This window comes from Microbacterium ureisolvens, assembly GCF_015278315.1.
In the GTDB taxonomy this organism is placed as follows: Bacteria; Actinomycetota; Actinomycetes; order Actinomycetales; family Microbacteriaceae; genus Microbacterium; species Microbacterium ureisolvens.
Genome location: NZ_JADIJE010000024.1, coordinates 1 through 11,389, shown reverse-complemented (window position 1 = coordinate 11,389; position 11,389 = coordinate 1). Strand labels below are relative to the sequence as shown.

Here is an 11,389-nt window from a genome sequence, read left to right as displayed (position 1 = left end):
TCGACGGCGGCGTCAGCGCCGCCTGGGCCGTTTGACCCCCATCGAGTTCGAGACCATCATGAACACGACCGTCGCACTGGCGGCGTGACTACAACCTGTCACCGATCCGTGCAGCAGTCCCGACAGCGGCGAAGTGTGTCCGAAGGTATCCACTGCGAAGCCCCACCACGCGCGCTGGCGCATCTTGAGGAGCCGGAACGCGAGACTCTCGGGGGTGTCATCCCGGATGTCTTCTACGACCTCTCGAAGATCTTCGACGAGACGCCGCACGTTGTCGGTTTCGTACTCAGCGTTCATGGCAGACGCTTCTGCCGAGTCAGCTGACGACGCAGCAGACGCTGCGGCATCCGCGGCCGCCTGGGCTGTACTTGCCAAACTGCGGATGGGCTCCGCGATGCTGTTCTCGATGGCCAACGCGATGTCATCCACTTGGCCGCCGATCGCGCCTGCGGCAAATCGGAGCTCTTCGCCGGTCTGCCGGAATCGAGCGGCGAAGCTACCGGCCTCCCGGTCGAGGTAGATACGCAGGAGCTCATCGTCGGTGAGCGCGCGCGTGGATCGTCCTTGGCGCGTCTGGCGCCGGCCCTCGTCGTCGAAGTGTGGCGGCATGGTCGGTCGTATCTCGACGCGGACGAATGGTGTGTCAGTCGCGACGTTCTCCTCAACGATGAACGCGTCGATTGGGACTGGGCGCGTCTTGCTGGCCAGATCCTGGATGCGGGCCACCGTACGATCAAGACCTTTAGGAAGTCCATACGGCACCCCATAGGCGAGCCCAGTCACCTCGTCCTCGACCTCGTCCACGCCAACGAGCAAGTGTGCCACCTCACGATCCGGGTCCAGAGCGACCCAGTTTGCGAGGGTCGCGAGGAGCTTGACCGACACGACATCTGGCTCGCGCTTGAACTCGAAACGTCCCGACTCGCCCAGCGACAACATCAGTCGAGCTTCCGCGCTGGTCCCTTGGTATCGCGTCGGCTTCGGCTCGTTCTCCATGACGTAGTTCTAGCAGCGGACGTCGAGCGTCCGTGAACCCTGTCACCGTGGTCAGCCGGCCGAAGTCGCGTGCATCCGAAGGCTCCTCCGTGACTAGATCGGGTAATCCTTCAGCCCGGACAGGGGATCAGTCCAGTCACGATTCCGCGGATGGCTGGCCAACCACTGGCGGATGTTGATGAGGACTTCGTCGACATCGTGCATCACGCGCATCTGCTTCCGAACGAACGTCCTGTCCGTCACGTTAGTGCGCAATGAGTGGGCGGGCTTCTGACGTGCAGTTCGCACTTCACGCAGCGGAGCCAGCGCCCATCTCGCCTTCTCGATGTCTACGTGATTCGTGGTCATGAATAGCTCGAGCCGGAGGAGTGTGCCCAGTGGCTGTCCAGCGGCGTTCTTCTTCGCGACGCCAACTTTGTCCAGCGCTGAGCCATTGATGTTGTCGGACAGCAGCTTGTCGAGGGAGTGGATGAAGTGATCCCACTCTCGTTGGTCCGGCCGCAGTAGCCAGCCGAAGTCGTCGGGCGCCTCATCAGTCCTGAATAGTGGTTCGCCCCACACGTTCTCGAACAACCTGTTGATGTTCTTGAGCTCCTGCGTGAGTCGCTCGAACGGGCCTACGCCGTCCGGCCAGTTGCCCATCTGGGACGCGAACCAGACGGGATGGGGAGCGACTCCATCATCGCTGACCTGATAGCTCGCCCAGCGCTGCTGGTGCTCGGGGGTGAGGTCCTTCAGATCGCCGTAGAACGCGGCGACGCGTCGCACGATCGGCGACTCAGGGTCGTCCGGATCTTGCTTTCGCATGTCATACGCGAAGCCGAGATGCACGAGCGAGACGCTGTCCTTATCCGAATGATCTTCAGCGTCGTGCGCCTCGTCCGTTAGCCAGAAGTTGATGCCGAAGTCGCTCATGCCGAAGCGGAACCGCGCGTCATTTCGATAGCCCTCCAGCACGTCCATGCTGAAGAACGCGACCTCCAATGTCGATCGGCCGCGAGCCATCGCACGTGCGAACGGCGCATTCTCGTACCGTTTGGGCAGCTTGACGCCTTTCATCGCTCTTGGCATCGGGTAGAGCGCGACGCCGTAGTCTTCCTGCGAGAGTTCGCGCAACTCCTCCATCTGCGTGACGCGCGTTCGCCGCGACGGCCACGGGCGAATGTGGATGTTCATGTAGTCGTCTTGCCCCACGACCTGGACGAGGCCAGCCTCGACGAGCTCGACGGCGGCCTCGATCTGCTGATCGCTGGCTCGGCCGCGACGGATGTGCAGCCCATTGAAATCGCGGGACTTCAAGTAACGTCGCTTCACGTCCTTGAGTAGGTCGCTGGCGTTACGAGATAGAGGGGTCTTCGCAGCCATGTTGTCTCCCTCTCAGCCGAATGTCACACTCTCTCAGCAGATTCGTTTCCAAACGTATTCGGCGGACGTCGCCCCGCCGTTGAACACGGCCGGTCGTCACACGTCAGCCGAAGGAAGCGCTGGTCACCTGACCTCGTGTTAAGGGCCCGACAGAATGCCGACCGGCATCTCGCCCGGGCCATTCAAGAGCGCACCCACGCGATTCGGGTCGGCACGGCTGCGACCGGATGCCGTCGTGACAAAGCCCGGAGACACACTCCTGCGCGACAAGCTCCGTGATGGCGCTGACGCCCGTAAAGGGATGCCGACCGAACGGCCCGCAGGCCGTTCGTGTCGTCCCGCTTGCGTGCGTTGCCCGAATGGGGATGCCGATCAAACGGCGTGAAGACCGCTCGCCAGGTCCCGCTAACGTGCGTTGCCCGCATGGGGATCCAGACCGTCCGGCCTCAGTGCGCCGTGAGCTTCTTGCGGACCGGTTTCATCGTGATTTGGCGGAGTTTCGTTAGCTTTCGGAAAGGGAGGGAGCAGGCGATGCAGAGGCTAACCATCAGCGAGGCTGCGAGAACGGCGATCCATGCTCCGCGCGCAGTCGTAATGCTCAGGTCTGCACCGCCGATCAAGGGCACGCTGGACGCGATCCCCATGGTCACGAGGAGTGAGACTACGCCGGCGGATGCTCGTGCAGCAGCGCCTTCCCCGCCGATCGCATATCCGCCTGCGATGCCACCCAGTACCACCCCGATCGCTCCGCTGCCGAGACCCTGGGTCAGGAGGTCGATCAGCGCGCTCGGCATGAGGAGCGGCGCGATCGCCAGCAGGAGAGGCGAGACGGCAAGCCAACGGAGAGTGGTGCGGTGGTCCGTCGACATAGGCATCGAAGCGGCAGACCCCAGGCACGCCCCAACGATCAGACCGGGCAGGAGGATGCCGAGAAAGGTACCGGCCCAGTCAACGGTCGAAGCGAGCCCGCTTATCTCTGACATGTAGGCGCGCAGAGCCGCAGTCCAGGCCAGCCCGCCGACAGCGCCGACCGCGACCGCCGCGAGCATGGTGGCGCGCGAGTTCTTTCCGCTCATTGCGAACCGGCACTCGTGAGGTTTCGCGTCGGCAAGGATGCGTCCCTGCCCACGCGGTTGAGCATCGCCCAGCCGATCGCGGCGAAAAGCAGAAACCAGCCGATGAGGACGAGTCTGCCGACGACGAAACCGGCGAACAATGCCGGTACGGTCGGCACGAACATGTATATGCCGGCGATGAGGACGAGCCACCTTCCTGCGCCGCACAGAACTCGGGCGCGCACTGAAGCGATCCCGAGGAGGATGAGGCCGATGCCGGTGCCAAGATTGCCGATCATGTAGCCGACGTCCAGCCATGCGGACTGGTCGGAGGGGTAGGGCAAACCGGATCCCGCGATCGCGACGATCTCCCAGCCCGCGAGGAAGACCAGGCTGGCAACGACCCACACCAGTGAAATCCTGCTCAGCAGCCCTCGCCCGGCCAGTCCCGCAACTCCGTAGAGCCAGAGGGCGCAGGCCATCATCAGATGCTGCGCGCATAGCACCACTTGGAACACGGCGAACGGGGCGTCAGCAAGCGGATAATTGAACAACTCAGGGGGCACCGCACCCGGCGCTGCCAGGAGAAATGCGCCGGCCCCCGCGCCGAGGAAACCGGCAATTACGGCCGTCCATCCGCCAATGCGCGCGATGTGGTGCGAATCCATACTGACTCTCCGTTCGGTAGCAGCCTGATTCAGCCGGTGATCCAGTCGAAACGCCGCTGGAATCCATCGCCACCGAATTGCCGTTCCGGCTCACCACCGGACGCGGGGATGAGGTGGACCTCGTTGACCGGGTGGGCCCATTCGTTCTCTTCGGGATTCAACGCGAAGAGGATGTGGGTGCCGTCCGGCGACCAGACCGGGGTGATCGGGTACATGCCTTCCGGCGCGCGATAGAGCGCGGTTAGGTCTGAGCCATCCGGCCGTATCGTCCACAGTGCGCCGGCGCCCTGCATACGCCCGGTCGCGAACAGCAGCCGTTCCCCGTCGGGCGACCACCTCACCCACCAGCTCGGCGTCACTCCCGGCGTGGGCAGGTCCCGGACGCCCGAGCCGTCCGCTTGAGCGATCGCAAGTGTCCCGCCCTGGTCCCACTCGCCGTCGATCGAGGCCCGGTAGATCACAAGCTCGGTGCCGTCAGGCGAGTAGTCGGCGGGGATGTCGTGGGCACCGTCGCGCGCGGTGGAGATGCGTACCAGGCCCGTGCCATCCGGATATGTCGAGGAGTAGGCGCCGTTGCGCGAGGCGTCGGCGTCGTCCCACCCTTCGAGGGCTATGCGCGCACCGTCGGGCGACCAGGCCTGGGCGACGAAGCTCATCGTCTCGTCAGGGGAGGCCAGCCGGGTGATCTCTCCACCCCGCACGGGAATCGTTGAACTCATCAGCGGCCACGCACTGTTTTCCAGGAACAGCACCGTGCTCCCATCTGGCGACACGCTCGCGCAGCATCCACTGCCCGGTTCGATCAGCGCTGCCTCGTCGCTTCCGTCCGTTCCTGCGATAAAGATCGTCTCGTCGCCATACTCTCCCCCGGCACGAGCGAACACGATCCGGCCACCCGCGTTGTCATCGTCAGTGGAACTGGTCTCGATCGGCGCGCACGCGGCCAGAGCCGCCGTCCCTGCCACCCCGGCAAGGCCGAACAATCGCAGCAGGGCGCGGGTGCGCCGTGTCGTACCCATCGTCGTGTCCCTCCATCCACAACGAAGCTAGGATCTGGCGCATCGGGCCAACATCCGTGGAATCACGTAAATTGCGAGCGAACGTGGACCAAGCAGTCGAAGGCGCAGACCACGACAGTGCGATGGATGCCGTGCGGCTCATCGCTACCGCGAAGGGTCTCGCTCGCGCCGGTCACACCGACCGGGCGTGGGAGGCTAGCGCTGATGCCGCGAAAATCGGCCGATCACTGGGGGACGCGTCGATCATCGCTCAGGCGGCAATAGCCGCAGGTGAACCTGATCTGCTGAGCTGGCGATCCGCCCCCGCCCGGCAAGCACTGTGCTTCGAGGCGTTGTCGCTGCTCGGCCCCATCGCTGAGAATGAAGAGGCCGAGACAGCAGCGCTCCGTGACCGCGTGAGGGCCCAGTTGGACGTGTTGTCCACCGGCTGGGCGGAGAAGCTTCCGCCTGAGGATTCCCCCGCCGTTGACAACGCCGCGGACGTGTTCGCGACCCTGTTCCTCGAGCATGAACGCCGACTCGGTCCAGGTCACGCGGCTCAATGGCTGGAACAGGGCGCGCGGGCAGTGGCCCTGGGGCGTATCGCAGGTGACCCCGGTATCAGTGCTCGCGGACGACTTTGGCGGATGGACGCCTTCCTCCAGCTCGGCCTACGGCTGCCCCTGCAGCACGAGCTGTCTGAACTGGCCGCACTCGTGCCCGCCACCGATTCCGTCGCATGGCGTGGGCGGCTCGCGCTGATTCACGCAACCACCGCACTCCGCGAGCACCGTATCGACGACGCACGACACGCCGCCGCCGAAGCACTCGATCTCGGACAGCGCGCCGCATCCGCCGAAAGCAGACACCTTGACCTCGTGCTACGCGCGGAGATCGCGTCACAGTCCGGTGAGAATCTCGCAGACGTCGAACGCGAAGTCCAGCGAGCGATCGAAGACGCACCGCTTTTCGCGCAGGGATGGCGGGCGCAGCTCCTCCTCCGCCTCGGCCGCGACGACGAAGCGTTGGCTATCTGGCACCTCCTGGCCCCACACCTTGACGCTATGCCTCAAGAGACGGCCGAGTGGCTCGTCGCTACGGCCGGTCACGCCGCCCTCGCGATCACCGCCGACGACACCGCCGCCATGCACAACATCCGTCGGTTGCTTCTACCGTTCGCGCACCAGCACATCGCCGCACCCGCCACGACTCCCTACGGAGGCCCCGTCGCCCTCGTCCTTGCCCGCCTGGACCACGCACTGGGTGAGCCGGTGCGCGCTGCGACCTGGGCGACAGAAGCCGTAAACCGCAGCGAGAACTTCGGCGCCGTGTGGCACGCCGCCGAAGCACGAGGCATGCTCCCCGGTGCTGGCCCTCGCCACGAAGGGCTAAGTCCGCGTGAGAGCGAGATCGCCGACCTCCTCGCGACGGCAAAGACCAACCGGGAGATCGCAGCAACACTGTTCCTATCCGAACGGACAGTCGAACAACACGTCCGCAACATCATGCAGAAGACCGCGCTGCCCAATCGTGCCGCAATAGCCGTCTGGGCAGCTCGAAGACGCTGACGCTTCGTCGTCCGCTGCCGCGGACACGAACGCCGCCTGACTCTACCGACGGCTTCGCCCCCCGCCCCTCTGCCGCGTGCACGCAACGGTCCCGCTACAGCGCACCGCCCGCAAGAGGATCCAAGCGGGTTGGCGATTTCTCGCGGCGGTTGCCCTGGAGGGTGATGTCAGGAGCCGTTGCCGGGCACTTCGTCGAGGTCTGTGTCGCGAGCGATGTCTATCCGAAGGTCAGGGTCGGGTTCTTCCACGCTCGGTTCGGGAAGGCTCGGCTCGGCGGGCAGACCCGTATCCGGGTCGACCGGTCCAGGGGCGGGGCGGTCGGACATGGGCGTCTCCTCTCTCATGCGGTGACGCGTCCATCGTGTCCCGAGCGCCCGGACGCTTACCACCGGGTTGACCCGGTCGCCCGCGGCGTCTACGGCTCTGTCCGATAAGCGGTGCGTGAGGGCCGGGCTGCGCCGTGTATGGATGGCAGATGGACCTGCCCTGAGCCGTACTCGTGGTGCCTCCACCGGGCAATGCCCGTATACGGATGGCAACCGACCCCTTCGGATGGCGTACTCGTGGTGCCCTCATCGCGCGATGCCCGAATCCCGATGGCCGGCGAGCGAATGCGTGAGATTGCGGCGTCGAATCACGTTCTTCCCTAGGATGCAACCCCCTCGGCGGAATTACCCCCATCGGCATCTGCTATGTGTGCCCCTCGCGGAGAGCACGGTCGTCATGTCAGATTCATTCGGCGGATCTGCCGGGGCGAGCCGCAATGCCCAAGCCGTCGGCAGTTTCGCCGCGCTGGCGGATCAGATCCGCGCGGCGGGCCTGCTGCGCCGCCGATACGGCTACTACTGGTCGAAGCTCGCGGGACTTCCGCTGGCCGTCCTGGTGATGCTCGCGATTTTCGTCTGGATCGGCGACACCTGGTGGCAGCTGTTCACGGCGGCCGGCTTCGGCATCCTGTTCGCGCAGGTCGCGTTTCTCGGCCATGACGCGGCGCACCGGCAGATCTTCGCCTCGGGCCGTGCCAATGACTGGGCGAGCCTCATCATCGGAGACCTGTTCATCGGCATGAGCTACGGATGGTGGCGCCACAAGCACGCGCGTCACCACGCGAACCCGAATAAGGAAGGCGCCGACCCCGACATCGAGCTGCCCTTCATCGCGGTCACGCCCGAAAGGGCGAGGACCGGCCGCACCGCACTGACGCGCTGGGCGATGTCTCACCAAGGCGCCTTCTTCTTCCCCATCCTCATGCTCGAGGGAATCTCACTCCACGCCTCCAGCGTCCGTCGCGTCCTCTCGCGCCAGCCCGTCGAGCGTCGGTGGTGGGAGATCGTCCTGCTCACGATCCGGCTGGGTGGGTTCGCGACCATCGTGTTCGTCGTGCTCTCGCCGCTCACCGCATTCGTCTTCCTCGCCGTCGAACTCGCCGTGTTCGGCGTGTACCTGGGCTCGTCGTTCGCCCCCAATCACAAGGGGATGCCGCTGGTTCCGTCCCACGTGAAGCTAGACTTCCTCCGCCGGCAGACCGAGATGAGCCGCAACGTCCGCGGCAGCCGACTCCTCGATGTCGCCATGGGCGGGCTGAACTACCAGATCGAGCACCACCTGTTCCCGTCCATGGCCCGCCCTCACCTTCGCCGCGCTTCGGTGATCGTTCGCGCCTACTGCGACGCGCACGGCATCCGCTACACCTCGACGGGTCTGCTCGCGTCGTACGCGATCGTCATCCGGTACATCGACCGGGTGGGTCTCGGCGAGCGGGACCCCTTCGACTGCCCCCTGATCGCCCAGCGACGCGCGATCTGAGCGGCCGACGAGGGCCCAGCGACACGGACGACAGTCCGGATGACTTGCCCCGCCTGCTCAGAGCACCTTCGCCGGCAATGTGTGCTGTCCGGAGTGAGTGAGGGTGGCCAGCACTTCTTCCAGGAAGCCGGCGACGACGTGAGCGTCGCTGACTGTCAGCCGTGCGGCGATCGCGCGAAGTGTGGTGGTGATCGGGTCGAGGTCGTCGGGGTTCACCGTGTCGTCAACCAGGCGGATGATCTTCTTGCGTCGGTCCTGGGAACTGACATTGACGACGACCAGGCCGTGCGCGAGCAGCCGGTCGACCAGCGCGGTGCCCGATGCCGCCGCCATCTGGAGGGCGGCGACGATCATCGTGGTGGTGACCTCAGTGGTGCGTCCCGTCTCCACCAGGAACCGCATGGCGGCCCGGTCGGTCTCGCTCAACCCTGCGGGCAGGCGTCGGCGTCGTCCGATCCGCGCGTCAGCCCGTCGCACGCTCTCCAGCAGCGCCCCGACGTCTGGGCGACCCGGATCGGCGCCGCTCCCGGTGGCCGCGATCTCCGACATGTCACTTCCCCTTCATCCCCGGAGCACGAGCACACCATGCGCCGCCCCCTCCCGGGTACGTACCCACAGCACCACGCAGCGGCGCAGATCACCTAAGCCATTGACGAGCGCCGCGCATCCGGCTAGCGCCACGTGACCCGACGCGCATCGGCGGTCCAGTAACGCGGCGCCACCAGCGACTACTCAGGCTCCGAAGCCTCGTGCGGATCATCGCCAGGAGCACGCGAGGGAATATCGGTCGGTTTCAGCGAGCGGAGACGCTCATCCGCGCCAGCCCGCGCCGGGGTACGCGGAATCGATCGGTCGGAATGCCGATGCTGAGCTCCAGCCTCCCCCCACCGTCTGTCGCGAGCAACGCGCCGCTCATCCGGCGTTTGATCGCTCGGCTGATTTAATCCGCTGGTCATCTCGCGACCCTAGGGCGCCCACATGTGCGCCCTCCCGGGAACCAGCCTGCAGCAACCCGAACTCAGTGATCACCGCGGACCATCCTGGCTTCAGGCTGGCATCTTGATCGGCGGCGTACGCTCGACGTATGGAGCCGCCGAACGTGTTCAAGGCCCGATTCGACGAGGTAGCTCCCGGCGGCCAGCGCCGCATCACCGTCGGCATCGAAACCCGCGACCGAGAGTCCGACGGATCCATTCCCACCGCCGCATGGTTCCGAGGAGAGGAATACCGCCTCGACATCGAGGATCAGACCGGCTTTGCCATCTACGTGCGACGCTTCTAGCCGACCACGCTGGCGTGAGCGCACCCGCATCCCGGACGACCAAGGCGTCGGATGCGCGCAGAACTCCCACGGGCCCGAGATCGCACCATCGGCGATAACGGAGACCAAAAGGCGGTCTTCCATGCCGGCGCACGCGGACGACGTGCGCGCCACTGCCACCATCGCGCAAGCTCCGCCCATGGATCGAGCCGGCCGAACTGCGCGCGAGCAGTGAAGTGCGCTTGTCACCAAGGAGCGATTCACCCCCTGGCCGTCCCGCTTACGGGCGCTGCCCGCAAAGGGATCGGGGGTCAGATCTTGATGGGGAAGGTGAGCATGATGATGACGCCCGCGATACCCACCACGATCCCTAGGCCGAGCAGGGTTCGTCGGACCCAGAGTGCGACTTCGCGCTGAGACATGGCGGTGAGGAACAAGACCAGCGCGAACAGCACCGTGAGCAGCGAGTAGTTGTCGCCGCGCTGGTTGTTCTCCAACGCCTGCTCGAAATTTGCTTCGGCTTCTGCCGTGAGTTGTGCGGCTTCTTCGGTTCCGGGCGGGACGTACTCGTCCATGGCGAGTGGGCCGCGTTCGGTGCGGCCGCCAGTCTCCCAGGCATCGAACGCGACAGCAAACTCCGGGGTGAAGCGTTCCTCGATGAACACCCGGAGATCATCGTTGCCCGCTTCCTCGGCGAGCACCCACTCGGTGAACATCGACAAGTCGTAGAGCCGCGCGTCCCGCGCTGCTCCCTCGGCGGCGGTTGCTTGGATGCGGGCGCTGGATGCCTGGCTGAAGGCGATGGACATCTCACCGCCCCACTTGGAGGCTTCGAAACCGCACCACGCGGTCAGCACCGCCGTGATCGACAAGACGAACACGGTCACGATGTCGAGGATCCGGCTCTCGCGTGACGTTGTGCTGGCTTCCGACATCCGTCTCCACTTCCATTCGCAAAGCTCACGTTCGCCTCAGTCTGGCGGACGAGTCGCGCGTACGGCGAGAGCAAGCCAGGTGGGACGTGCGTCCGTCCTCTATCGCCGCTTGCGCCTAGGAGGCGATGGTTCGCGGACGCGTCATGACGGGTGTGCGGTTGCTACCAGAGAATCCCGTCCGAAAGACTGTGGTTGGCCGCTGGGGCCGGAGACGAGGATCAGACATATGCATCAGCGTGAACCGGAGGCGTCGATTCGGGAGGCTCAAGCGAAGCTGCTCGCGTCGTTGCCGTTCGACGACGTCGATGACTTCGCCGCCGCGGACCGCGGCTTTGTCGGCACTCTCGACGACCCGAAGATCCGCAACGCCGACGGCGACGTGGTCTGGGATGCTTCGACCTACGACTTCCTCCGGGGTGACGCGCCGTACTCGGTCAACCCGAGTTTGTGGCGGCAGTCCAAGCTCGTCGCCAAGCACGGGCTCTTCGAGGTCGTGGACGGGCTGTACCAAGTGCGCGGCCTTGACCTCTCAGTGATGTCTATCGTCGAGGGCGACACGGGAGTCATCGTCATCGATCCGCTGATCTCAACGGAGACCGCGATCGCCGCTATGGGCCTGTACCGCGCGCACCGCGGCGACCGGCAGATCGTCGCCGTCATCCACACCCACAGCCACATTGACCACTTCGGCGGTGTCGCGGGTCTGGTCACCACGGACGACGTGGATGCAGGCACGG

Annotated in this window: 12 protein-coding genes; 4 read left to right on the top strand and 8 right to left on the bottom strand. The window is 65.4% G+C overall.

The annotated features are described in order from the left end of the window. Positions 1–12: 12 nt before the first annotated feature. The 5 genes from IM767_RS20365 to IM767_RS20345 all read right to left on the bottom strand — a co-directional run bounded on the left by IM767_RS20365 (position 13) and on the right by IM767_RS20345 (position 5,103). Entirely contained in the window at positions 13–996 is a 984-nt protein-coding gene (locus tag IM767_RS20365; protein WP_194398965.1) for an AlbA family DNA-binding domain-containing protein, read from the bottom strand. 93 nt (positions 997–1,089) lie between these two features. Further along, positions 1,090–2,361 carry a hypothetical protein gene (locus tag IM767_RS20360; protein WP_109212355.1) on the bottom strand — a complete coding sequence of 424 codons (1,272 nt, stop codon included), beginning with the start codon at positions 2,359–2,361 and terminating at the stop codon, positions 1,090–1,092. Positions 2,362–2,807: 446 nt separating this feature from the next. After that, positions 2,808–3,437 (bottom strand): hypothetical protein, encoded by a 630-nt coding sequence (locus tag IM767_RS20355; RefSeq protein ID WP_162564431.1) that lies wholly within the window; start codon positions 3,435–3,437, stop codon positions 2,808–2,810. Then, on the bottom strand, positions 3,434–4,084 hold the full coding sequence (locus IM767_RS20350) for a hypothetical protein (RefSeq protein ID WP_109212357.1): 651 nt from the start codon (positions 4,082–4,084) through the stop codon (positions 3,434–3,436). Before IM767_RS20350 ends, IM767_RS20355 begins: the two co-directional genes overlap by 4 nt. 29 nt (positions 4,085–4,113) lie before the next feature. Then, positions 4,114–5,103: a TolB family protein gene (locus IM767_RS20345; protein WP_109212358.1), complete on the bottom strand. Its 990-nt coding sequence runs from the start codon at positions 5,101–5,103 to the stop codon at positions 4,114–4,116. An 83-nt stretch (positions 5,104–5,186) separates the two neighbouring features. Between IM767_RS20345 and IM767_RS21215 the strand changes: the two genes are divergently transcribed. Continuing rightward, positions 5,187–6,650 (top strand): helix-turn-helix domain-containing protein, encoded by a 1,464-nt coding sequence (locus IM767_RS21215; RefSeq protein ID WP_198426195.1) that lies wholly within the window; start codon positions 5,187–5,189, stop codon positions 6,648–6,650. 167 nt (positions 6,651–6,817) lie between these two features. Here IM767_RS21215 and IM767_RS20335 read toward each other — a convergent pair whose 3' ends face one another. After that, positions 6,818–6,976 (bottom strand): hypothetical protein, encoded by a 159-nt coding sequence (locus IM767_RS20335; RefSeq protein ID WP_162564432.1) that lies wholly within the window; start codon positions 6,974–6,976, stop codon positions 6,818–6,820. A gap of 397 nt (positions 6,977–7,373) precedes the next feature. On the opposite strand from IM767_RS20335, the gene IM767_RS20330 reads away from it, so the two are divergent. Further along, a complete protein-coding gene (locus IM767_RS20330) occupies positions 7,374–8,456 on the top strand; it encodes a fatty acid desaturase family protein (RefSeq protein WP_109212363.1) in 1,083 nt (360 codons plus the stop codon). 57 nt (positions 8,457–8,513) lie between these two features. Here the strand turns inward: IM767_RS20330 and IM767_RS20325 are convergent, their stop codons facing one another. Beyond that, positions 8,514–9,005, bottom strand: coding sequence for a MarR family transcriptional regulator (locus tag IM767_RS20325; protein WP_109212360.1), 492 nt, complete (start codon positions 9,003–9,005; stop codon positions 8,514–8,516). Positions 9,006–9,540: 535 nt separating this feature from the next. On the opposite strand from IM767_RS20325, the gene IM767_RS20320 reads away from it, so the two are divergent. After that, positions 9,541–9,738 carry a hypothetical protein gene (locus IM767_RS20320; RefSeq protein ID WP_109212361.1) on the top strand — a complete coding sequence of 66 codons (198 nt, stop codon included), beginning with the start codon at positions 9,541–9,543 and terminating at the stop codon, positions 9,736–9,738. A 290-nt stretch (positions 9,739–10,028) separates the two neighbouring features. On the opposite strand, the gene IM767_RS20315 is transcribed toward IM767_RS20320, so the two are convergent. Continuing rightward, on the bottom strand, positions 10,029–10,652 hold the full coding sequence (locus IM767_RS20315; protein WP_109212362.1) for a hypothetical protein: 624 nt from the start codon (positions 10,650–10,652) through the stop codon (positions 10,029–10,031). 226 nt (positions 10,653–10,878) lie between these two features. On the opposite strand from IM767_RS20315, the gene IM767_RS20310 reads away from it, so the two are divergent. Continuing rightward, on the top strand, positions 10,879–11,389 hold a 511-nt coding region (locus IM767_RS20310), incomplete at its 3' end, for an MBL fold metallo-hydrolase (RefSeq protein ID WP_194398964.1).

What these genes read in the sequence shown, in the direction of transcription:
- IM767_RS20365 (WP_194398965.1), bottom strand. Translation starts at nt 996, where the DNA reads ATGGAGAACGAGCCGAAGCCGACGCGATACCAAGGGACCAGCGCGGAA.
- IM767_RS20360 (WP_109212355.1), bottom strand. Translation starts at nt 2,361, where the DNA reads ATGGCTGCGAAGACCCCTCTATCTCGTAACGCCAGCGACCTACTCAAG.
- IM767_RS20355 (WP_162564431.1), bottom strand. Translation starts at nt 3,437, where the DNA reads ATGAGCGGAAAGAACTCGCGCGCCACCATGCTCGCGGCGGTCGCGGTC.
- IM767_RS20350 (WP_109212357.1), bottom strand. Translation starts at nt 4,084, where the DNA reads ATGGATTCGCACCACATCGCGCGCATTGGCGGATGGACGGCCGTAATT.
- IM767_RS20345 (WP_109212358.1), bottom strand. Translation starts at nt 5,103, where the DNA reads ATGGGTACGACACGGCGCACCCGCGCCCTGCTGCGATTGTTCGGCCTT.
- IM767_RS20335 (WP_162564432.1), bottom strand. Translation starts at nt 6,976, where the DNA reads ATGTCCGACCGCCCCGCCCCTGGACCGGTCGACCCGGATACGGGTCTG.
- IM767_RS20330 (WP_109212363.1), top strand. Translation starts at nt 7,374, where the DNA reads ATGTCAGATTCATTCGGCGGATCTGCCGGGGCGAGCCGCAATGCCCAA.
- IM767_RS20325 (WP_109212360.1), bottom strand. Translation starts at nt 9,005, where the DNA reads ATGTCGGAGATCGCGGCCACCGGGAGCGGCGCCGATCCGGGTCGCCCA.
- IM767_RS20320 (WP_109212361.1), top strand. Translation starts at nt 9,541, where the DNA reads ATGGAGCCGCCGAACGTGTTCAAGGCCCGATTCGACGAGGTAGCTCCC.
- IM767_RS20315 (WP_109212362.1), bottom strand. Translation starts at nt 10,652, where the DNA reads ATGTCGGAAGCCAGCACAACGTCACGCGAGAGCCGGATCCTCGACATC.